Source organism: Acidithiobacillus sp. HP-2 (assembly GCF_015100155.1).
In the GTDB taxonomy this organism is placed as follows: Bacteria; Pseudomonadota; Gammaproteobacteria; order Acidithiobacillales; family Acidithiobacillaceae; genus Acidithiobacillus.
Window position 1 is genome coordinate 1 of sequence record NZ_JACKZA010000006.1, and the last position, 23,183, is coordinate 23,183.

The 23,183-nt window shown below is 52.1% G+C and carries 17 protein-coding genes, 1 tRNA gene and 2 pseudogenes; 13 read left to right on the plus strand and 7 right to left on the minus strand.

The genetic code is table 11. From position 1 onward, the window contains the following. Positions 1–484, minus strand: a pseudogene (locus H7F11_RS05690) (transposase); the annotation flags it as partial. 90 nt (positions 485–574) lie between these two features. Here H7F11_RS05690 and H7F11_RS05695 point away from each other — a divergent pair. The 4 genes from H7F11_RS05695 to H7F11_RS05710 all read left to right on the plus strand — a co-directional run bounded on the left by H7F11_RS05695 (position 575) and on the right by H7F11_RS05710 (position 7,165). Beyond that, entirely contained in the window at positions 575–1,879 is a 1,305-nt protein-coding gene (locus H7F11_RS05695) for an N-6 DNA methylase (protein ID WP_227485298.1), read from the plus strand. Next, positions 1,876–3,078 carry a restriction endonuclease subunit S gene (locus H7F11_RS17095; protein WP_193651647.1) on the plus strand — a complete coding sequence of 401 codons (1,203 nt, stop codon included), beginning with the start codon at positions 1,876–1,878 and terminating at the stop codon, positions 3,076–3,078. Before H7F11_RS05695 ends, H7F11_RS17095 begins: the two co-directional genes overlap by 4 nt. A gap of 9 nt (positions 3,079–3,087) precedes the next feature. Continuing rightward, a complete protein-coding gene (gene hsdR, locus H7F11_RS05705; protein WP_193651648.1) occupies positions 3,088–5,385 on the plus strand; it encodes an EcoAI/FtnUII family type I restriction enzme subunit R in 2,298 nt (765 codons plus the stop codon). Between the two features lie 553 nt (positions 5,386–5,938). Continuing rightward, positions 5,939–7,165, plus strand: a complete 1,227-nt coding sequence (locus H7F11_RS05710; protein ID WP_193651649.1) for a hypothetical protein — start codon at positions 5,939–5,941, stop codon at positions 7,163–7,165. 160 nt (positions 7,166–7,325) lie between these two features. On the opposite strand, the gene H7F11_RS05715 is transcribed toward H7F11_RS05710, so the two are convergent. The 6 genes and pseudogenes from H7F11_RS05715 to H7F11_RS05740 all read right to left on the minus strand — a co-directional run bounded on the left by H7F11_RS05715 (position 7,326) and on the right by H7F11_RS05740 (position 14,806). After that, on the minus strand, positions 7,326–8,612 hold the full coding sequence (locus H7F11_RS05715) for a toll/interleukin-1 receptor domain-containing protein (RefSeq protein ID WP_193651650.1): 1,287 nt from the start codon (positions 8,610–8,612) through the stop codon (positions 7,326–7,328). A 46-nt stretch (positions 8,613–8,658) separates the two neighbouring features. Continuing rightward, positions 8,659–8,945 (minus strand): annotated as a pseudogene (locus tag H7F11_RS05720) (IS66 family transposase); the annotation flags it as partial. Between the two features lie 2 nt (positions 8,946–8,947). Then, positions 8,948–9,934, minus strand: coding sequence for a DUF262 domain-containing protein (locus H7F11_RS05725; protein ID WP_193651651.1), 987 nt, complete (start codon positions 9,932–9,934; stop codon positions 8,948–8,950). Further along, positions 9,934–10,545, minus strand: coding sequence for a hypothetical protein (locus tag H7F11_RS05730; RefSeq protein WP_193651652.1), 612 nt, complete (start codon positions 10,543–10,545; stop codon positions 9,934–9,936). Before H7F11_RS05730 ends, H7F11_RS05725 begins: the two co-directional genes overlap by 1 nt. A gap of 272 nt (positions 10,546–10,817) precedes the next feature. Then, positions 10,818–11,933 (minus strand): ribonucleotide-diphosphate reductase subunit beta, encoded by a 1,116-nt coding sequence (locus H7F11_RS05735; protein WP_193651653.1) that lies wholly within the window; start codon positions 11,931–11,933, stop codon positions 10,818–10,820. 20 nt (positions 11,934–11,953) lie between these two features. Next, entirely contained in the window at positions 11,954–14,806 is a 2,853-nt protein-coding gene (locus H7F11_RS05740; RefSeq protein ID WP_193651654.1) for a ribonucleoside-diphosphate reductase subunit alpha, read from the minus strand. 313 nt (positions 14,807–15,119) lie between these two features. Between H7F11_RS05740 and tldD the strand changes: the two genes are divergently transcribed. The 9 genes from tldD to H7F11_RS05785 all read left to right on the plus strand — a co-directional run bounded on the left by tldD (position 15,120) and on the right by H7F11_RS05785 (position 23,183). After that, on the plus strand, positions 15,120–16,565 hold the full coding sequence (gene tldD, locus H7F11_RS05745) for a metalloprotease TldD (RefSeq protein ID WP_193651655.1): 1,446 nt from the start codon (positions 15,120–15,122) through the stop codon (positions 16,563–16,565). A 96-nt stretch (positions 16,566–16,661) separates the two neighbouring features. Further along, positions 16,662–18,587, plus strand: a complete 1,926-nt coding sequence (gene ftsH / locus H7F11_RS05750) for an ATP-dependent zinc metalloprotease FtsH (RefSeq protein WP_193651656.1) — start codon at positions 16,662–16,664, stop codon at positions 18,585–18,587. A gap of 53 nt (positions 18,588–18,640) precedes the next feature. Next, complete coding sequence (gene folP / locus H7F11_RS05755; RefSeq protein WP_193651657.1) at positions 18,641–19,453, plus strand: dihydropteroate synthase; 813 nt, start codon at positions 18,641–18,643, stop codon at positions 19,451–19,453. Beyond that, positions 19,450–20,790, plus strand: a complete 1,341-nt coding sequence (glmM, locus tag H7F11_RS05760) for a phosphoglucosamine mutase (protein ID WP_193651658.1) — start codon at positions 19,450–19,452, stop codon at positions 20,788–20,790. Before folP ends, glmM begins: the two co-directional genes overlap by 4 nt. Positions 20,791–20,887: 97 nt before the next feature. Next, positions 20,888–21,661 carry a triose-phosphate isomerase gene (gene tpiA, locus H7F11_RS05765; RefSeq protein ID WP_193651659.1) on the plus strand — a complete coding sequence of 258 codons (774 nt, stop codon included), beginning with the start codon at positions 20,888–20,890 and terminating at the stop codon, positions 21,659–21,661. 4 nt (positions 21,662–21,665) lie between these two features. Further along, positions 21,666–22,103 carry a preprotein translocase subunit SecG gene (gene secG / locus H7F11_RS05770; RefSeq protein ID WP_193651660.1) on the plus strand — a complete coding sequence of 146 codons (438 nt, stop codon included), beginning with the start codon at positions 21,666–21,668 and terminating at the stop codon, positions 22,101–22,103. 37 nt (positions 22,104–22,140) lie between these two features. Further along, positions 22,141–22,225: transfer RNA gene (locus H7F11_RS05775), tRNA-Leu, on the plus strand. Positions 22,226–22,359: 134 nt separating this feature from the next. Continuing rightward, the gene (locus H7F11_RS05780; protein ID WP_024893593.1) at positions 22,360–22,716 is read left to right on the plus strand and encodes an NADH-quinone oxidoreductase subunit A; all 357 of its coding nucleotides are present in this window, start codon (positions 22,360–22,362) and stop codon (positions 22,714–22,716) included. Continuing rightward, on the plus strand, positions 22,707–23,183 hold the full coding sequence (locus H7F11_RS05785) for a NuoB/complex I 20 kDa subunit family protein (RefSeq protein ID WP_010641695.1): 477 nt from the start codon (positions 22,707–22,709) through the stop codon (positions 23,181–23,183). Before H7F11_RS05780 ends, H7F11_RS05785 begins: the two co-directional genes overlap by 10 nt.

Consider the following 23,183-nt stretch of genomic DNA (forward strand, 5'->3'; position numbering starts at 1 on the left):
AGACAGCCCAGAGGGCGTTCAATTTTTTTCGCAAGATCAGCAGCGCAGCCGCCTCGGCTAAGGCCTTGTCTTTGCGACGCAGTTCCCGCTCCAACTCACGAATCCGTTTCTGGTCTGCACGACCTTGCGCACCCGCTGTCTGTTTCTGTTGGGTGGCGGTCTGCTGCCCAACGATACAGGCATGTTTCCACCCTTTTACCTGGTCTGGATACAGCCCTTTCTCCCGGCAATATGCGCTCAACTCCACCTCGGACAGCAGTGCCGTTTCCACCACCGCTGCCAACTTGGACTCGGCAGACCAACACTCTGCGGTCTTCTTGGTCACTGCACTCATCGTCCCACTCGCTATCGCCTGCTTACGCCAATGGTACAGCGTCACATCAGAAATCCCTTCCTGTTTGGCCAGTTCTGGCACAGATAAACTGGTGGGCGGTAACATCTTCTGCAATACAGCGGCCTTACGTTCTGCTGAATAACTCTTCATCTCGATAATCCACTTTCCGCCCCCACCCTACACCTGACTCCATTTCAGAGAGGCGACAACTACCCTGACACCGGGGGCATGGAGGCGGAGTTGGAAGGCCGTCCCTACACCTTCATTTTGGAGGATGCCTTCCGCTGGGAGCATTGGGCGGCGCCCAAAACGGCAGATGGCAGGATGGACCACCACAAGGCCTTGTCCGGGGACGACCTCCGGGATTTTGTGAATATCCGACTGTTTCCATATCTGTCAGGCTTCAAGCGCCGCGCTACTGGCTCCAACACCATCGAGTACAAGATCGGTGAAATCTTCAGTGAAATCAAAAATAAGATTCAAAGTGGCTACAACCTGCGGGAGATCGTGGAGATCATTGATGGTCTGCGTTTCCGGTCCCAGACGGAGAAGCATGAGCTCTCCCACCTGTATGAAGCCAAGATCAAGAACATGGGGAATGCCGGTCGTAACGGCGGCGAATATTACACGCCCCGCCCCCTGATTCGGGCGATTGTGCAGGTGGTGGCGCCCAAAGTCGGCGAGAAGATTTACGACGGCGCGGTGGGCTCGGCGGGCTTTCTCTGTGAGGCCTTCGACTATCTTAAGGCCCAGCCGGGACTGACCACCGGCGACATGCAGACGCTGCAGGAGCGTACCTTCTACGGCAAAGAGAAAAAGAGTCTGGCCTACGTCATCGCCATCATGAACATGATTCTACATGGCATCGATGCGCCGAACATCGTCCATACCAACACCCTGGCCGAGAATCTCATGGATATCCAGCCGAAAGACCGGGTAGATGTGGTGTTGGCCAATCCGCCCTTCGGCGGCAAGGAACGCAAGGAGGTTCAGCAGAACTTCCCCATCAAGACCGGCGAGACAGCCTTTTTATTCCTGCAGCACTTTATCCGCATGCTGAAAGCGGGTGGCCGGGGCGGCGTGGTCATTAAAAACACCTTCCTGAGCAATACGGATAACGCCTCGGTCAGTCTGCGCAAACTGCTACTGGAAGACTGTAACCTGCATACCGTCTTGGATCTGCCGGGCGGGACTTTTCAGGGGGCGGGAGTAAAAACCGTGGTGCTGTTCTTTGACAAGGGCGCGCCGACCCGAAAGGTCTGGTACTACCAGCTGAACCCCGGACGAAACATGGGGAAGACGAACCCCCTCAATGACAACGATCTGGCGGAGTTTATCGCACTGCAGAAGACCAAGGTCGACTCGCCGCAGTCATGGTCGGTAGATGTGTCCGGAATCGACACCCGTACCTATGACCTGTCGGTCAAAAATCCCAATGGCGGTGATGAAAAGGTGCTGCGTAGCCCGGAAGAAATACTGGATGAGATTGCCGCACTGGATGCCGAGAGTGCTGAGGTGCTGGCGGCTATTCGGGGGCTGTTGTGAGGGATGGGTGGGACGTTAAGCCCCTTAAAGAGGTGTGCCTTATAAAACCACCGAAGTCAGAGGCTCGCAAGGGCCAGAATGCCGATTTTTTTGTATCGTTCGCACCTATGGAAACCTTAGGGATAGATCAGAAGTATCTGATCACTAACCAGACTAGAACCATGAGTGACGTGATAGGAAGCTATACCTATTTTACTAATGGCGATGTTTTACTAGCCAAAATTACGCCTTGTTTTGAGAATGGAAAACTGGGTATCGCATCAGATTTAATTAATAATATCGGGTTTGGTTCCAGTGAATACATTGTGTTTCGAGCAAACGAACAGCTTGATGCCGAATGGCTATATTATTACCTGTCACGGCAATCGTTCCGAAACGAAGGTGCTAGCAGAATGGCCGGAGCTGTAGGCCATAAGCGAATCACAAAGGACTTTATTGAAGATTATCCTATTCCGATTCCACCCCTCCCCGAACAGCGCCGCATCGTCGCCATCCTCGACGAAGCCTTTGAAGGCATAGCAACCGCAAAAGCGAACGCCGAGAAGAATCTCCAGAATGCCCGTGAGATCTTTGAGAGCCATCTGAATGCGGTGTTTTCGCAGCGGGGTGAAGGGTGGGTGGAGAAGCGGCTGGATGAAGTCGGTAAGACTCAAACCGGTTCTACACCAAAGGCATCTGAGCCCGAAAACCTGGGTAAACATATTCCCTTCGTGAAACCAGGTGACTTTAAGCCTGATGGCTCTATTACCTACGATAACGAAGGGTTAAGTCAGAATGGAGCGGCAAAAGCACGATTGGTTATGGCACCATCAGCAATCATGGTATGCATTGGAGCAACCATTGGCAAATCCGCGTATGCAAACAGGATAATTGCAACTAATCAACAGATTAACTCATTAACTCCAGCGACTGGAATATCTGCTAAAATGGTCTACTACCAGATGATCACTGTAGACTTCCAGCGCCGCGTTCATGAAAATGCTGGACAAGCGACCCTTCCCATTATCAACAAGTCGAAGTGGAGTTCCCTTTCCATATTCATTCCCCCGACCGTTGAGGAGCAGAACCATATTGTTGCTCGTCTCGATAATTTACATGAAGAAACTCAACACCTCGAATCCCTCTACCAACACAAACTTGCCGCCCTCGACGAACTAAAACAATCCCTCCTACACCAAGCCTTCAACGGCGACCTATAGGACTCCGCCATGAATGAAGCCGACACCCGCGCCCAACTGGTAGATCCCGCCCTCAAGGCCGCTGGCTGGGGTGTGGTGGAAGGCAGCCGGGTACTGCGGGAGTACCGGATCACACAGGGACGACTGCAGGGCGCCGGGCAACGCGGCAAGCCGGAAATTGCCGACTACGTGCTGGAGTACCGCAACGAGAAGCTCGCCATCGTCGAAGCCAAGCGCCGCGATCTGCCCCATACCGAAGGAGTGATGCAGGCTAAGCAATACGCCCTGAAGATGGCCATACGCTTCACCTATGCCACCAACGGAACATCCATCTATGGGATGGATATGGAAACGGGTAGCGAGGGCGACATCACCCGCTATCCCACCCCCGAAGAACTCTGGAATCAAACCCATGCCGTAGAAAATGCCTGGCGGGATCGTTTTGCCGCCATTCCGTTTGAAAGTGTCGGCGGATCATTCCAACCCCGCTACTATCAGGAGACCGCCGTACAGCGCGTCCTGGAAGCCATTGCGCAGGGACAGGAGCGCATCCTCCTGACGTTGGCCACCGGCACCGGCAAAACCTTCATCGCCTTCCAGATCGCCTGGAAGCTTTTTCAGGCCCGCTGGAACCTCTCCCGCGAACCCAGCCGCAGGCCACGTATTCTTTTTCTTGCGGACAGGAATATCCTCGCCAATCAGGCTTTCAATGCCTTTAACGCTTTTCCCGAAGATGCCCTGGTGCGGATTGCTCCTGAGGATATCCGCAAGAAAGGCCGCGTCCCTACCAACGGCAGTATCTTTTTCAGCATCTTCCAGACCTTCATGAGTGGCCCCGGTGAGACACCGTACTTCGGGGATTATCCGCCGGACTTTTTCGACTTCATCGTGGTGGATGAATGTCATCGGGGCGGCGCCAAGGACGAAAGCAGCTGGCGCGGCATCCTCGAATACTTTGCGCCTGCGGTACAGTTGGGCCTCACCGCCACCCCCAAGCGCAACGACAACGTGGACACCTATGCGTACTTTGGCGCGCCGGTCTATATCTACAGCCTCAAGGACGGCATCAATGACGGTTTCCTGACCCCTTTCAAGGTCAAGCAATTCGCCACCACCATCGACGAATACATATACACCCCCGATGATGCTCTCCTCGAAGGCGAAATCCAGCGCGGCAAGACCTATCTGGAAAAAGACTTCAATCGCAAAATCGTCATCCTCGAGCGCGAACGCTATCGGGTAAAGCTCTTCATGAGCCACATCGATCAGCGTGAGAAGACCTTGGTGTTCTGCGCTAATCAGGAACACGCCGCCCTGGTGCGGGACATCATCAATCAGGAGAAGACCAGCACCGATCCCCTCTACTGTGTCCGCGTCACGGCCAATGACGGCAGCATGGGCGATCAGTATCTGAAAGACTTCCAGGACAACGAAAAGAATATCCCCACCATCCTGACTACCAGCCAAAAGCTGAGCACCGGCGTCGATGCCCGAAACATTCGCAATATTGTTCTGCTTCGCCAAATCAACAGCATGATCGAATTCAAACAGATTATCGGTCGGGGCACCCGGCTGTATGAGGGGAAGGACTTTTTCACTGTCTATGACTTCGTGAAAGCGCATCATCATTTTGGTGATCCGGAATGGGATGGCGAGCCGCTGGAGCCGGAACCTACAGGGGGAAGCGGCGAAGTGCGGGAACCCCGGCTACCCCTACCGCCGACCGAGCGGCCCGTCAAAATCCGGGTGAAGCTGCGGGACGGAAAGGAGCGCAGCATTCAAAGTATATCTTCCACCATCTATTTCGGACCCGATGGCAATCCCGTTACGGCAGCGCAGTTTCTGGAAGGGCTCTTTGGCACACTGCCAGAGTTCTTCAAGGATGAGGACGCGCTTCGCCAGATATGGAGCGATCCTGAGACGCGGAAGAGCTTTCTGCAGGGACTGGCCGAGAAGGGCTACAACCGGGAACTGATCATGGAGATGCAGCAAATCATCGACGCGCAGAATAGTGATCTCTATGACGTGCTGGCCTATGTGGCTTTTGCCTTGCAACCGGTTCCCAGGACAGAGCGGGCTGAACACGCCAAGCAGAGTATGGGCCACCAGTTCACCGACAAACAGCGGGCCTTTCTGGACTTTGTTTTGGCGCAATACGTGAAAGTGGGAGATGCGGAACTGGATACCGAAAAGCTATCGCTCCTACTCCGGCTGAAGTACAACAACGCTATCGCCGATGCGTTTGCGGAACTGGGCACCCCAGTACAGGTAAGGGAAGTGTTCAGCGGGTTTCAGCGGTATTTGTATGATGCACGGCAAAGGGAATAAAGATGAGCGTAACAGACAAGAAATGGCGTGCTGCCATAGATGAGGTATTGGCGGAATCATCTATGCCGTTACACTACACTGGGCGCTACTCCAGCGGCTACTGTGAACGCTGTTTACCACGAGACCGGTAGTATTGGGGTTATGCCAGCATCATATCCAGCGGAAAAGCTGATTCCTGCATTGGAAGCAATACTTATTGAGGCCCGGAACCATGGCAAAATCGAAAGCGGGGGGATGATCTCGCGGCGGTGGAATATAACCAGAAGACTGACCTAGATATTGACAAGAGAAAGGCTAAAGCCCTCATCGATATGATATAATACGAGCACAGGAGATCAGCAACATAACTTGTTAAGAAAGTGGACTGCTGTTCCAGATTATGATTATCAGACCACTGGGGTAGTATCATTCAGAGTGAATTTCAGGTTTAGACTGTAAGCAGTCGTTCGTATCACGAGGATTGCCAGCCACAACCATTTCTTCAACTGCCTACTGATATTTGCTCAGTAGCAGCGTAGTATTCATTACATAATACCGTATCAGGATCTGGGAGATGCATTCAAACAAGTCATATTTTGCTTATGTAGATTCAATTGAACACACGCGGGAAGGCATTTCTATACGTTTCGATGCGATACCCACAAAGAGCCTAGAACGACTTCACCAAGCCGACACCTTTGAAACCCGTGCTGAACAATTGGAGCCTGTGATTTTGGAGGCCCATGACTCCTCAAAAAATACGCGCAACCTTCGTGTGGATCATTGGTGCCGATTTAATATCGCTACTGTGTCTAGTCTTGGGAGCTTGGCGACACAACGGTATCGCTCCCCAAGCGATGACGAAAACATAGAAGAGGTTTTCATTGAGAATATAGAGCCTCTGGATGGAAGAGGAAGGGTAAGCCGCAGTCTCAGGCAGATAGTATCACTCGATGGCTTGCAAGATGCCACGCAAGATACCATTGAAGAATTATTGAATCATCTAATCCCCAAACAAAAAGATAACTACCTAGCGGTTTATAATGTTGGCCAAGGGGCATGTTTGGCGGTTCTTACGAATAGCCTTCAGCCTGCCCTCTATTTCGATCTAGGCGGTGGATGTGGAACAAATGCTGGGACATATCCCGCCAACTTTCAGCCCTGCTTTACTCTCAATCCACCGGTTGTGCTTTCCCATTGGGATATGGACCATTGGATCTCAGGCGACAGGCACCAAAGTGCTCAACAGTTGCCGTGGATTGTTCCTCGGCAAGCGCTTGGACCGTCTCACATGAGATTTGCACAGAAACTCCAATCGCACGGGTCGTTGAATATCTGGCCGAACAACTTAACGTCAGTAATTACACCTTTTGGTGAAATTCACAAATTGCCTAACACCTTGGATCGGAACAACTCTGGACTTGTCTTTGTAGCGAAGGTAGGTCCCCATAATGATAAGGTCCATGTCCTTTGTCCAGGTGATGCGAAGTATGTGAAGCTTATTCCTCAAATATCATTGCCGCACAGCCTTGGCGGTCTGATTGCCACTCACCACGGAGGATTGTATCGAAGAGACATTCCTCCTCAGGCAAGTACAAATCCGCATTATATAGCCTACTCTTATGGTCAGGGCAATTCCTACCGTCATCCTCACCATCAAACGGTAAACAAGCACCTAACCGCAGGTTGGACAACAAGGCGTGACTCGATAAGTGGGGATCAGACAATACCAATCCTTGGTACTCTTCCTGGAATGCCTTTATGTAGTGGGGGTAGATGCTCACTGACCATAGTTCAGTAGAAGGCGCAAGATATTTGTAAGTAGTTCGTTGTCGGATTAGACTGGAATCATTCATTTATTACCGAGGATCAATTGACAGCTTCCGGCACTAAGGTTTGGTAATTCTAAAGCTTTTCTGTGCTCGAAGTCCTGTCTATCAGAGTTTTAATTTCAACTCCAACTAAAACGGTAACTCATTTTCGGCGGAAGGCATGATTTCAATTATTTCCCTATCTTTAAACTCTAGTTTCTTGCCGGTGGCACATTCAAGATACCTTTTAAACCAATTACCCCGATTATGAATACCGCCACAGGTGTAAAGCTGGTGATTGCTGGCGTAGCCTTCCTTGATCCGCTCGAATTCTTTGTCAGTTAGTCGATCAGCAGTATTAGTCAATCGCTCCAGTCGATCCATGGTTTCAATATAGTTGGGCGACGAAATAAAAGATTCAATCAGAATTTCCTTCAGGCGCCCTTCTTGTCCAATTTCATTTATCAACGCACGATGGATCTTCGGGGCCACGGTAACAACTTTATCATAAGGCACTTTCAACGCCTGTTTTGATCCAATAAAGCCACAAGGGTCAGTGGTCCCGACCTTTACGCAAATAATAGGAATTCCTTTTCCTAAGGCAAATCCGATCTCCTGATTTGTCCATTCGCTTTCGTGGAAGTCATCCGTCAGAAGTACCACCATAACCTCCATTGTGATCAAAGCATTCAGTATCTCCTTCTCCCATTCACGCATGGGTTTTATTGCGTCGTGTGCGACGAACGAAGAAACGCCAAAAGGCGCAAGTGCTTCTGCGAGCTCATGCGCCACGCCTTTATGCTTATCACGATGACTTAAGAAGATGCGAAGACTATTAGTTTTCCATAGGCCAGTTCGTTCAGGAACGATCTGCGGCTTCCCAGTTAAATTAATAGATGCCTGAAATTGCGGATCCAATTCGTCCGCACTCTTTACGTAAACGGCGCGGACATATTCGTTCTCTACTTCAGGTATCGCCTTGTTTAAATCGTCTCTCAGTCGCTCGAACACAGAGGCTTGTTTGTCTAAGTCTACGAGATCCATAATGTCTTCTGGGACAAACAAAAACACGTCATGGCCGATAGTTCCACCATTCCAGTTATCATACCCAGTGCATTGTTCTACGTGCACCCGACCGAAATCAATAATACTTGCAAGCGCAGGATCTCCTTTAATCTGGTAAAGTCGGCGTAATCGCCTCAGCGCGGGCGGAATTTTAGGTATTAGCGCATTTTCGTTCATAACTGTATTTACCACCTTAGCGGGCCGTGTATCCATTCCCTGTATGCATTCAAGATACGAAATCATGCGATCCGACAATCCGACGGCTGCCTGCACTTGACCGATATTATTCATTCCCAAGCCGAACGGGAAGGGTCGCTTCCTCTGCCATGCCGCCGTTGAGCCCTGATGGTCGTAAGCGTTCAGCGAACCCAAGCTTGCGGATTGGCGCCAATCAGGCTAATGCAGATTTTTTCCAGTTCTACGGTAGGAGTTCGTGGAGTTTTTTATTGGGCAAGGTCGGGAGCTTGTCGAGGACATCACAGAGGTAGGCGAAGGGCTCAATACCGTTAAGCTTGCACGTTTCGATGATGCTGTAAAAGGTGGCGGCCCGTTCACCACCCGCGTCATTACCCACGAACAAGAAATTCTTGCGGCCAATGGCCACGCCCCGCAGCGCCCGCTCTACCGGATTATTGTCGATGCTGAGCTGACCTTCTTCGAGGTACAGCGTCAGGTCTTCCAACGCTTCAGCGCTTTATTAGAGGCCGCTACACCAGCATATATTTCTTAAATAAATCAGACCTATTAATCCTTGCTTTCCTGTCATTTGTTCCAGAATACATTGAATGATAGAAAAGCCCATGATCTGTTTCTTTCATGTTTTTACTTCTGAGAACGTTTTGATCAAATTCATTTAAACGACTGATAAGATCTGAAGGGATAGCGCCTGCAAAACAAAGCTCTACCACAAGAGTAAAAAAGCATGATTTTCTAAACCAAATCGAATCTACCTCCAGGCCCAAATCCTGAATTATGGCTATCGCCTTAAGCACTTGTGATTTCACTTTATGAGACTCGGGAAATTCTTCATTATATTCCGCCACACACTTTTCCACTTCATTGTCACGAGGAAAATAGCCTCCTCTTATCAAAGTCGACATGACCTGCAGGAAGAAGTGAACATCTGCCATTCGCGTAAATTCAGACTCATGAAACACACCAAACTGATCAAGTTCTACTTCATTCGCCAAATCTTTGGCAACCTGAATAAACTTTCCATCGTAGATGGCATTGTGTATTTCTATATCTTCAAGCTTGAATTTTGTCAGATTTATTCGTCTAAATATCTCTCTGATTAGGCCTTCTTCAACCTTCCCTATATCACGTACAACAATCTGGTAAGAAAGAAAATCCTCGCGCTGCTCTTCGGTCAAACTTACGAAGCTGGGTACAATTCTAAGATCTTTTTTAAAGTCGTTCTCAATATAGTTTTTAATTGTAGTCAGGCGCTGCTGGCCATCGATTACCTTCTGGGTAGTTCTCAATTTTTTGGTATCCGTAATTCCTTGGCAAACATATATTTCAGGAAATGGAAAGCCATGAAGTATGGTGTCTAAAAATTGCTCTTGATGCTCTTGTGTCCAGACAAACTTTCTTTGAAAATCTGGGCTTAGATCTAATCTATTAGTGTCAATTTTTTCATAAATATCTGCAATTGTGGGATTGGTAACAGAAGGCTTAATCTGCGTTGACATTAGTTTTTCCTCAGGTTTCTTGATCGCTTTAAATCTTTTATCCCAGAAAGGGTGTAATTTTCTAGATGCTCATAGCTTTTAAAAACGCCCGCATTTACGTGATAATTACCGGCCTCTGATTTTCCATTGGATATGCCTCTAAAAAACTCAAACCAATCATTCTTGATTGCCTTCATCTGAAAGGATACCGGAAGCTTGTCAGGACGAATCCAACCAAGTGCTACATACTCTAGGAATGAATGATAAATTTTTAGTTCTCTAGCACTGACTGAAGTTCTATTTTTTCTGATCATCATTTGATATTCGGCGATATTAGTCATCAACCTCTCAAACAGTCTTGGTGACACAATGGCAACATCAATATCAGAGTCATAATCAAAGCTTTTTTTCTTAAACGGACTAAATCCTAGCTTCGCCGATCCTGTAATAAATATTTCGTGGAAAGGGATGCCGAACTTTTTCGCAATCCGTTTCCTAAAATCGTAGAACTCCTCATCCCGAGTATTGAATATATAGGGCGTGCCATGTAAAGCATGCTTTCGGCAAAATTCGAGGACATCTTCTTCATTATTTTTGTTTTTAAGTTCAGCACTAAATTCATCTAAGTTCATTATTCATCCTAACACTGGACTCTATTGCTTCTAACGTAATTTAAACAGCATGATTCTGACTAATACGCACATTATAAAAATGCTCCATGAAAGTCAGTATCCTGTATTTCAAATTATTTACCATCAGATATAACTTTAGGAAAACCTAAAACATTCCAGAAGATAAATACAGCCATAATTCAGAACCAGATCCAAACTTCTGAGCTCGGTGCGTACTCACATATGGGCAATGCATCACCATTTTTCCGTAAAACCCAACAATCACCCCAACATCAATCCCAACTCAGCGCCCCCCCAGTCTGATATTCCGTCACCCGAGTTTCAAAAAAGTTCTTTTCCTTTTTGAGATCCATCATTTCGCTCATCCACGGGAAAGGGTTTTGTACGCCCGGATATTGCTGGGGCAGGCCCAGTTGTACCAGGCGCCGGTTTCCGATGAATTTGACGTAGTCCTTGAATATCGGGGCATTCAGACCCAGAACCCCACGGGGCATGGTGTCGTCGGCGTAGGCGCATTCCAGTTCCACGCCACGGCGGATCAGATCAATAATTTCCTGCTGGAAGCTTTCTGTCCAAAGCTGTGGGTTTTCGACCTTGATCTGATTGGCTAAATCAATGCCAAAATTACAGTGCATGGATTCATCGCGCAGAATGTACTGGTATTGTTCGGCAGCGCCTACCATCTTGTTCTGTCGGCCCATGGCCAGAATCTGGCTGAACCCGACATAGAAAAAAGTCCCTTCCATAATAGCCGCAAAAACAATCAGGGAGCGCAGCAGTTTCTGGTCATTTTCTAGGGTGCCCGTCTTGAAGTTGGGGTCGGCCAGGATGTCGATGAAGGGCATCAGAAACTGGTCTTTATCCCGCACCGACGGTACTTCGTGGTACATGTTGAAGATTTCACCTTCATCCAGGCCAATGGATTCGACAATATACTGGTAGGCGTGGGTGTGAATGGCTTCCTCAAAGGCTTGCCGTAACATGTATTGGCGGCATTCTGGCGCGGTGATGTGCCGATAGGTGCCTAGTACAATGTTATTGGCAGCGAGGCTGTCGGCGGTCACAAAAAAACCAAGATTACGCTTGACGATGCGGCGCTCATCTTCCGTGAGGCCTTTGGGGTCTTTCCAGAGGGCAATATCACGGGACATCTGGATTTCCTGGGGCATCCAGTGGTTGGCGCAGGCAGCCAGATACTTGTCCCAGGCCCACTGATACTTGAAAGGAACCAGTTGATTGACATCCGCACGACCGTTGATGATGCGTTTGTCTTCGGCACGTACCCGGGCGAAACGTATGCTTTCCTCTTCCGGCACAGACTCCGGCAAATCATTCAGGCTGCTGCTGCGTAGTGGTTCGGGACGCAGGCTGTTTTCAAAATTCAACATAACGGCAATTTCTCCTCTGCTTATTGGCAGGCTTCACAGGTGGGATCATCAATGGCACAGGCCTTGGGCTGGTGGCCGGACACGGCATTGAGAGTGCCTGTTTGTACAGTAGATTTTTCCGCCGCTGTGGCTCCCAGCGAGCGCAGGTAATAGGTGGTTTTGAGCCCGCGCTTCCAGGCCAGACGGTAGGTTTCATCAATTTTCTTGCCGGACGGCTGGCCAAAATACAGATTCAGACTCTGCGCCTGATCCAGCCATTTCTGACGACGGGCAGCGGCTTCGACCAGCCATTCCGGATCAGTTTCGAAGGCATTGGCGTAGAGCGGCTTGAGGGCGGCAGGAATGCGATCCACGGGCAAGACTGATCCGTCGAAGTATTTGAGGTCATTGACCATGACTTCGTCCCAGAGTCCCTGACGTTTGAGGTCATGCACCAGGTAGCTGTTTACCACCGTAAATTCGCCGGACAGGTTGGATTTGACGTAAAGGTTTTGATAAATGGGCTCAATCCCCTGACTGACGCCAACAATGTTGGAAATGGTCGCCGTGGGGGCAATGGCCAGACAATTGCTGTTACGGATGCCTTTGCGAACTTTGTCCCGCAGCCCGTTCCAGTCGAGGCGAATGCTGCGGTCTACATCAACGCCATGTTCACGGCTGGCGGCCAGCAGTTCGATGCTGTCGATGGGCAATGCCCCCTGACTCCAGAGTGAACCCTGGAAGCTCGGGTAACTGCCCCGTTCCTGCGCCAGATCGGCAGAAGCCTCAATGGCGTAGTAGGAAATCACTTCCTGACTGATGTCTGCAAAGGCGACGGCCGCTGGCGAAGCATAGGGTATCCGCATTTCCAGCAGGGCATCTGAAAAGCCCATCAGACCCAGACCCACAGGACGATGGCGCATATTGCTGTTGCGCGCTTTGGCCACGGCGTAGTAGTTCATGTCGATGACATTGTCGAGCATGCGCATGGCGGTGCGGATGGTCCGGCTGAGCTTGTCGGTGTCCAGCAGTTCCAGCAGATCTTCGGGCGTGCTGTCGGTGCGCAGGGTGGATTGATCGGTGCTTGCGGTATTTTTCAGGTGCGCAATCAGGTTCACGGAGCCCAGATTACAAACGGCAATTTCCTTGTCGTTGGTGTTGAGGGTGATTTCCGTGCAGAGATTGGAACTATGTACGACACCCACGTGCTGCTGCGGGCTGCGCAAATTGCAGGGGTCCTTGAAGGTAATCCAGGGATGGCCGGTTTCAAACAGCATGGTCAGCATTTTGCGCCACAGCTGCAGGGCGGGGATTTTTTTGTACAGTTCGATTTCACCCGCATCGGCCATACGCTCGTAATGTTCGTAGCGTTCCCGGAAAGCGGAGCCGGTCAGATCATGCAGATCTGCCGTTTCATTCGGGCTGAACAGCGTCCAGGCAGTACCACTTTCCACTCGCTCCATAAACAGGTCAGGAATCCAGTTGGCGGTGTTCATGTCATGGGTGCGGCGCCGGTCATCGCCGGTGTTTTTGCGCAGTTCCAGAAATTCCTCGATGTCCATGTGCCAGGTTTCGAGGTAGGCGCAGACTGCACCCTTGCGCTTGCCGCCCTGGTTGACGGCAACAGCGGTGTCATTGACCACCTTGAGGAAGGGCACGACTCCCTGGGATTTACCATTGGTGCCCTTGATGAAAGAACCCAGAGCCCGTACGGGAGTCCAGTCATTACCCAGGCCGCCGCTGAATTTGGAGAGCAGGGCGTTTTCCTTGATGGCCTCGTAAATATCGTCCAGATCGTCGCCCACGGTGGTCAGGAAGCAGCTCGACAATTGCGGCCGCAAGGTTCCTGAGTTGAAAAGAGTGGGGGTCGAACTGACAAAATCGAAGCTGGACAGCACTTCATAAAAGGCGATGGCCTGTTCTTCACGGTCCACTTCATTGACAGCCAGACCCATGGCCACCCGCATCCAGAAAGACTGAGGCAGTTCAATGTGGCGTTCGCGGACATGCAGGAAGTAACGATCATAAAGAATCTGCAGGCCCAGATACTGGAAATTGAGATCGCGTTCGGGTTTGATGGCCGCCGTAATACGGTCCAGATCATATTGACCAAGGCGCGGATCAATCAGTTCGTGGGCAATGCCGGTCTGCAGGTAATCCCGGAAGTATTCAGGATAGCGTGCGGCCATTTCGGTCTGGGTGGCGGCTTCACCCAACACTTCCCAGCGTACCCGGTCCAGCAACAGGCGCGCAGAAACATAAGCATAGGCGGGGTCGCGCTCGATCATGACCCGGCTGGCCAAAATGGGAGCCTGAAACAGTTCATCTTCGCTGATGCCATCGTACAGATTTTTGCTGGTGTTGTTCATCAGGGTATCAACGGAAACAGCCTCGCCAAGGCCGCTGCAGGCTTCCTCAATGACGGCCCGCAAACGCTTCAGATCCAGCGCCCGCTGCGTACCGTCTGGATATTTCACCTGAATTTGCGGTATGTCCGCCTGCGGGGCTGAAATGCTCTGTTGACGGCGTTCGCGGGCGCGCTCTTCGCGGTAAAGCACATAGGCACGTGCGACTTCGTGTTCGCCCGCCCGCATCAAGGCCAGCTCTACCTGATCCTGAATGTCTTCGATGTGAAAGGTGCCACCACCCGGCTGGCGTCTTTGCAGCGCCTCAATGACCTGCCCGGTCAGGCGCGTGACGAGGTCGCGCACCCGGGCGCTGGCGGCACCGCCGCCACCTTCCACGGCCAGAAAGGCTTTGGTCATGGCAATATGAATTTTGCTGGCATCAAAGGTGACCATCGCATTGTTGCGGCGAATGACCTTGTAATGACTGGCTTCTGATGGATCGTATGCAGGATTGCTGACAACAGTTTGAGCGGCGGGATTGGGCATGTTGAGACTCCGAAGCTGGGCGTAAAGGGCCTGGAAAAAGCGTTTATGTCACGCAATGGGCACCCGGAAAACAATTGCCTGCCAGACGCCCCACACACCAAATATAGTCTTGCTGGTGCTGTTGTCAACTACATATTGTGGATGAAAGGGTGGATAAATGGCTTGCAAGTTGTGGATAAGATAGCCAGTGCAATCATTTTGCGAAGATTTTTGTGGAAGTTACAGAGCGCGTCTAAAGAAATTAAAATTTGGACTTGTTCTAACTGGTCTCTTGGGCGCATACTGACGGTATGGACTCTCAAGGAAGGATGATATGACTGCTTCAACCCTCGATATAGCGCGTGCCACCTTGTTTACTCCCGGCGGTATCAGTGAAGGGGAGCTGGAAAAAGTGTTTGGCCGACTGTCTCATCGGGCGCTGGACGATGCCGACCTGTACTTTCAGTACAGTCGCAGCGAAGGCTTCAGTCTTGAAGAAGGGGTGGTGAAAAACGGGAGTCATGCCATTGAACAGGGGGTAGGGGTGCGCGCCATTCAGGGTGAGCGCCAGGGCTTGGCCTACTCCGATGAAATTGGTGTCGAAGCGCTGCTGACGGCGGCCGATGCAGCGCGCGCCATTGTCCATCAGCCGGGTGAAAATCGGGGCCTGGTCTGGCAGCGGCGCAATGGGCTGTCCTTGTATCAGCCAACCGATCCGTTGGCCTCTATCCCCAACGAAGAAAAAATCGCCCTGCTGGAGCGGGTGGAGCAAGTGGCGCGGTCGGTAGACCCCCGCATTGTTCAGGTGATGGCCAGTCTGAGCGCCAAATTTGAGGCGGTGCTGGTGGCGCGGCTGGATGGCACCATGGCGGCAGACGTCCGTCCTTTGGTACGTCTCCATGTTTCGGCCATTGCCGAGCAGGGTGGACGGCGCGAGCAAGGGAGCGCCGGTGGTGGTGGTCGTTATGATTACCAGACCTTCCTGAAGGGCCAGATGGCCGATGATTTTGCCCGCGAAGCCGCGCGTCAGGCGCTGATTAATCTGGAAGCTGAAGCGGCCCCGGCAGGGAGTATGGATGTGGTGCTGGGGCCGGGTTGGCCGGGCATTTTACTGCATGAAGCCATCGGCCATGGCTTGGAAGGTGATTTCAATCGCAAGGGCACCAGTGCATTTAGTGGGCGGGTCGGTGAGCGGGTTGCGGCTCCTGGGGTGACCGTGGTGGACGACGGTACCCTCGAAAATCGCCGGGGCAGCCTGAATGTCGATGACGAAGGCACGGAAACCCAGTGTACCACCCTCATCGAAGACGGCATCCTCAAGGGCTATTTACAGGACACACTCAACGCCCGCCTGACCGGCACCCGTTCTACCGGCAATGGTCGTCGCGAGTCCTACGCGCATCTCCCCATGCCCCGGATGACCAATACCTACATGCGTGCGGGGGATCGGGATCCTCAGGAAATTATTGCCAGTGTCCGGCGTGGTCTCTATGCAGTGAACTTTGGCGGGGGGCAGGTAGATATTACCAACGGTAAGTTTGTGTTTTCCGCTTCTGAAGCCTATCTCATTGAAAATGGTAAAATAACCCGGCCAATAAAAGGGGCGACACTGATTGGCAACGGTCCGGATGTACTGACCAGGGTTGAAATGATCGGTAATGACCTCCAGTTAGATACGGGTGTGGGTACTTGTGGCAAGGATGGCCAGAGTGTGCCGGTAGGCGTCGGTCAGCCTACTCTCAAAATACGCGATCTGACGGTGGGAGGAACACAGGGTTGAACAAAATCTTATTGTCAGTGGCTTTTCAGAGGGCTAACATCAAAGCGTCTGTCAGTCTTGAATCTGGATCAAATTCTCCCTTGCGGGGGGTAACTTATGAATAATGTCTTAAAAAACGTTTTGTTATGGGTGGCCATAGGGGTCATCCTGATGCTGGTGTTTCAGAACCTCAATACGAGTAGTTCGACGCCCGCTCAGGCTATGGACTTTTCGACGTTTGTGAATAGCATCAAGCAAGGGCAAGTGGCCGATGTGAATATTGATGCCAATCATGTAACGGGTAGTCTCAGTTCCGGGCAAAAGTTCAGCGTTTACACGCCGGCCAATGATACCCAGCTGGTGCCGCAGTTGCTTGCTGCAGGCGTAAAAATCAATGTGAAACCCCCGGCAGGGCAGTCTATTTTGCTGTCCATCCTGATTTCCTGGTTCCCCATGCTGCTGCTGATTGGTGTCTGGATTTTCTTCATGCGCCAGATGGGTGGCGGTGGTGCGGGTGGTCGAGGCGCCATGACATTCGGGCGCAGCAAGGCCCGGATGCTGACTGAAGAAAACAACAAGGTCACCTTCGCTGATGTGGCGGGCGTTGAAGAGGCCAAGGAAGAGCTGGCGGAAATTGTCGACTTCCTGCGCGATCCCCAAAAATTCCAGCGTCTCGGTGGTCGGATTCCCAAGGGCGTGCTGTTGATGGGTTCACCGGGTGCCGGTAAAACCTTGTTGGCACGCGCCATTGCCGGTGAAGCCCGGGTACCGTTCTTCTCCATTTCCGGCTCTGATTTTGTGGAAATGTTCGTGGGTGTCGGCGCCTCGCGGGTTCGCGACATGTTCGAGCAGGCGAAAAAACATGCACCCTGCATCATTTTCATTGACGAAATTGATGCAGTTGGACGCCAGCGTGGCGCGGGTCTTGGCGGTGGTAATGATGAGCGCGAACAGACCCTCAACCAGTTGCTGGTAGAGATGGATGGTTTTGAAGGTACGGAAGGGATTATTGTGGTGGCTGCCACCAACCGTCCGGATGTGCTGGATCCTGCCCTGTTGCGTCCTGGGCGTTTTGATCGTCAGGTCACTGTGCCTCTGCCCGATATTCGTGGTCGTGAACAGATTCTGCAGGTTCACATGCGCAAGGTGCCTATTACACCCGACGTGGATCCCAAAGTCATTGCACGGGGTACGCCTGGTTTTTCCGGGGCTGATCTGGCCAATCTGGTCAACGAAGCAGCCTTGATGGCGGCGCGCAAGAGTAAGCGTCTGGTCGATATGCATGACTTTGAAAACGCCAAAGACAAGGTCATGATGGGTGCCGAACGCAAATCGGTAGTGATGAGTGACAAGCAGCGGGAAACTACGGCATATCATGAATCGGGTCATGCGGTGGTTGCCAAGTTGTTGCCCGGCACGGACCCGGTGCATAAGGTGACCATCATTCCTCGTGGCCGTGCATTGGGTGTAACCATGCAATTGCCCACTGAAGACCGCTTCAATTATGAGCGTGAGGAAATTCTCAGTAACATTTCCATCCTCATGGGTGGGCGTATTGCCGAAGAAGTCTTTCTGAATCAGATGACCACGGGTGCGGGTAATGATATTGAACGCGCCACGGATCTGGCCCGGAAAATGGTGACCCAGTGGGGTATGTCCAGTATTGGCCCCATGGTGATCGGTGAGAAGGAAGAAGAAGTGTTCATCGGTCGGGAGATGACCAAGCATAGTAACATTTCCGAACAGACAGCCATGACCGTGGACGGAGAAATCCGGGGCATCATTCGTGAACGTTATGATGTGGCGCGCAAGCTGATCGAGGGAAATCGCGACAAGGTCGAAGCTATGGCTCAGGCGTTGTTGAAGTACGAAACCCTGGATTCCAATCAGGTGAGCGACATCATGGCCGGGCGTGATCCCCGTCCGCCGGTAGATGACGCAGGCAGTTATCCGACCATGCCCCCGGATGGTAATGCTGCCAGTTCGGATAAGACTGGCGGTCAGACGCTGCCGGGCCTTAATCCCGGAGAGCATCCCGTTTGACCATAACGCTGGATTGCAATGGGCGCCCGCTGTATTTGGGGCGCCCTTGTGTTATGGGGATTTTGAATGTCACCCCCGATTCTTTCTCCGATGGCGGAACTTATATCCGCCCGGAGTTGGCGGTTATGCGGGCACGCCAGATCTGGGAGAGTGGCGGCGACATCATTGATATTGGTGCGGAATCAACCCGTCCAGGTGCCCCCGCTGTTTCCGAGTCCGAAGAAATGGATCGCCTGCTTCCGGTGGTGGAAGCCGTTCTGGCGGCAGTACCTTTGCCGGTGTCCATAGATACCTACAAAGCCAACGTCATGCGCGAAGCCTGGTCCCTGGGGGCGGGATTGATGAATGATGTCACGGCACTGCAGGGCGATTCCCTATCGCTGGCCATGGTCGCAAAATTGGACATTCCGGTTTGCCTGATGCATATGCGGGGCACTCCAAGAAACATGCAGACCAATACCCACTATGACGATGTGCTTGGCGAGGTAACCCATTTTTTCAGGGAACGCATGGCTGTATGCGCAACAGCAGGAATCCGCCGTGAACAGTTATTGCTGGACCCCGGATTTGGTTTTGCCAAAGATCTACGGGGAAACTGCCGGCTTTTGCGGGAACTGGACGTACTTCAAAGTCTGGGATTGCCGATTGTTGTCGGGGTTTCCCGAAAAAGCATGATTGGGGAGTTGTCTGGCGTCGCCCTTGCCGCTCAACGTCTGGCCGGTAGCCTTGCCGCCGCACTATGGGCTGTGGCCCATGGTGCGCAGGTGCTGCGCGTCCACGATGTGGCAGAAACGGTGCAGGCCATCAAAGTCTGGACAGGTATTCAGAAACAAGGGGCTGAAAAGCCGCTGAGGGAAACACAATGAGCAGAAAGTGGTTTGGCACTGATGGTGTCAGGGGGCGGGTCGGAGATTCCGTCATTCACCCTGAATGGGTGTTGAAGTTGGGATGGGCGGCAGGTCATGTGCTGACTGCTGGTGTTACGGGGCGACCCCGGGTGGTGATTGGCAAGGATACACGGCTTTCCGGTTATTTGCTGGAATCAGCACTGGAATCCGGTCTGGCCAGTGCTGGTGTGGATGTGTTGCTGGTCGGTCCCCTGCCGACACCAGCCATTGCCTATTTGACGCGTACCCTGCGTGCGGACGCCGGAATTGTCATCAGCGCTTCGCATAATCCCTATCAGGATAACGGTATCAAGTTTTTCTCAGGCGACGGCTATAAATTGCCCGATGCCCAGGAGGAAGCCATTGAAGCCTGGATGGATCGGCCAATGCTGGTTTGTGATTCCGAACAGCTTGGTAAGGCGCGCCGCGTAGAGGATGCAGCAGGTCGTTATGTAGAGTTTTGCAAAACCACCTTTCCCGCCAACCTGGACTTGCGTGGCCTGCATCTGGTTGTGGATTGTGCTCACGGTGCCAATTATAAGGTGGGCCCCATGGTATTCCGGGAGTTGGGCGCACAATTGACTTTGCTCGGTGTGGAACCCAATGGCATCAATATCAATGCCGGAGTCGGTTCGACCTGTCCGGAAAGCCTGCAGGAGCAGGTGCGCAGCAGTCGGGCTGACCTTGGTATTGCTTTTGATGGTGATGGTGATCGACTGATTTTGGTGGATGGGCAGGGCGCGCTGCTGGATGGCGACGAACTCATCTGGCTTTTGGCCCGCGACATGCAGCAGCAGGGTATTTTGTCTGGCGTGGTCGGTACGGTCATGAGTAATCTGGCCCTTGAGCAGGGCCTTGCTGAATTGGGAGTGCCCTTTGTGCGTAGCGCCGTCGGCGATCGCTATGTTCTTGAAGCCATGCAGCAGCACGCCTTCCCTCTGGGTGGCGAATCATCGGGGCATATTATTACGCCGGCCAATACCACGGGGGATGCGATTCTGGCTGCCTTGCGTGTGCTGGCCATTATGCGTAAATCCGGCAAAAGCCTGAAGGCATTACGGGAAGGCTATCAGCCCTATCCGCAGGTCCTGATTGGCGTACGTCTGGCAGATGCACGACGTTTGCTGGATCATCCCGCAGCCCAAGAACGGGTTGCGGCCGCAGAACAAGAACTGGCGGATCAAGGGCGGCTACTGGTGCGGCCATCAGGTACAGAGCCATTGTTGCGGGTCATGGTCGAGGCCGTGTCAGTAGACCTGGCTGCGCGGGTTGCCGAGAAGCTTGCCAAAGAACTCAGTGATCTGGCGCCCGGATAAAATCAGAAAATGCAAAATTGACCGCTTCGAGTGGAGTCTTTACACTCGGTCGCACATTAGACGATCATGACATATAGCTGAACAAGGAAGATTTGATTTGCGTCCCATCATGGTTGCAGGAAACTGGAAGATGAATGGCCTCAGTGCCGATGCCGTGCATCTTACCCAAGCCATTCTCAGCGCCGATCTGGAGCAGATGCGTCCTGAAGTGGTGCTGTTCCCGCCGTATACCCTTTTGCACGCGGTGACTCAGGAAGCAAAGGGAACCGCTTTGCGTTGGGGGGGGCAGAACTTGTTCTGGGAACCCAATGGGGCCTATACCGGAGAAATTTCGGGTGCAATGCTCCGCGACATGGGTTGTCGCTATGTTTTGGTAGGACATTCGGAAAGACGACAGATTTTTGCGGAAACGGACGAACTGGTGGCCCGCAAGGTGAAAGCGGCGCTGTCATCGGGCCTGATACCCGTGGTCTGTGTGGGTGAGAGCGAAGCTGAGCGCGCCCAGGGCGCTACCGAACAGGTTCTGCAGCGTCAGGTAGAGGCGATATTGCCTTTGCTGAATCTGGAGTCCAACCAGCCTAACCTCATCATTGCCTACGAACCCATCTGGGCCATTGGCACCGGGCAAAGTGCCAGTCCGGAACAGGCCCAGGCCGTACATGCTTTTATTCGTAAGCTGGTGGCAGGGCATTCCAGCCAGTTGGCCAAGCGCCTGATTCTGTTGTACGGAGGCAGCGTCAAGGGCAACAACGCAACGGCGCTGTTTGAGCAGGAAGATATTGATGGGGCTCTGGTTGGCGGAGCATCCCTGAGCGCGGGAGAGTTTATTCAAATTTGTCGTGCTGCCGAATTGGCAGGACGAGGAGGTTGATTTGATGTACACCTTGTTATTGGTGTTTCAGGTGATTATTTGTGTCGTCCTGGTAGGGCTCGTCCTGATTCAGAAAGGTCAGGGGGCGGATATGGGCGCAGCATTTGGCGGCGGTGGATCGCAAACCGTATTTGGCGCCCAGGGAGCGGGAAACTTCCTCAGCCATACCACTGCGGTTATTGGTGCCATATTTTTTCTGAACAGTCTTGGTCTGGCGTATCTTTCCGATCATGCTGCAAGCAGTGCGGTTTCCGGGATTGCCTTGCCAAGCAAGGCACCGGTTACCAGCACGCTACCGGTGAAACCCGCTACTGCAACGCCCACGGTCGTTCATCCTGCGGCAGCGGCTACGGGTTCTGCGGCAGCGGCCGTAAGCACATCCGCAGCAGGCAGTGTGCCAGCAGCGCCAGTTTCTACAGCAAAAACACCTGTGAAGCCTTGACGTAGCAAGCGGGTCATGAGAAAGTTTTAGAACTTCGGCCGAAGTGGTGAAATTGGTAGACACACCGTCTTGAGGGGGCGGCGGCGCAAGCTGTGCCGGTTCGAATCCGGTCTTCGGCACCAAATTGCAGCCTATAGGGCTGTTTTTTTGTCTCTGGAGTATACCAGAGCATTGATTTATATATAAGAAAATTAATTTATAGCGGACTCTGGAGATGGTGTTTTCAGGTCCATATTTGGGTGGAGGAGTGTTGGGGATGTTGAACCACTATTTACCCGTGCTCATCTTTATTGTGGTGGCACTGGTGGTCGGTGTGGTCCCATTGCTGATGGGCGCCTCGCTGGGACCGCACAAACCGGATAGCGAAAAGCTCTCGCCCTATGAATGTGGCTTTGAGGCTTTTGAAGATGCGCGCGTCAAATTTGATGTGCGCTATTATCTGGTGGCCATTCTGTTCATTCTCTTTGATCTGGAAATTGCCTTCCTGTTCCCCTGGGCCGTGGTCTTTGATCAGATCGGCATGATGGGTTTTCTGGCCATGATGATTTTTCTCGCCATTCTCGTGGTGGGTTTCATTTATGAGTGGAAAAAAGGAGCCTTGGAATGGGAATAGAAGGCATCCTCGAAAAAGGTTTTGTGACCACCAGCATCGATACCGTGGTCAACTGGAGTCGGACCGGCTCCTTGTGGCCCATGACTTTTGGGCTGGCATGCTGTGCCGTAGAGATGATGCATGCCGGAGCAGCCCGTTATGATCTGGATCGCTTTGGTATCGTGTTTCGTCCCAGTCCGCGTCAGTCAGATGTGATGATTGTGGCGGGAACTCTGGTCAATAAAATGGCCCCAGCCTTACGTAAGGTCTATGACCAGATGCCGGAACCGCGATGGGTGGTTTCCATGGGTTCCTGCGCTAATGGTGGTGGCTATTATCACTACTCGTACAGCATAGTGCGTGGTTGTGATCGCATCGTACCGGTGGACATTTATGTTCCCGGTTGCCCGCCCACTGCCGAGGCGCTACTTTACGGTCTGATTCAGTTGCAGAAAAAAATTCGCCGCACCAACACGATAGCCAGGTAA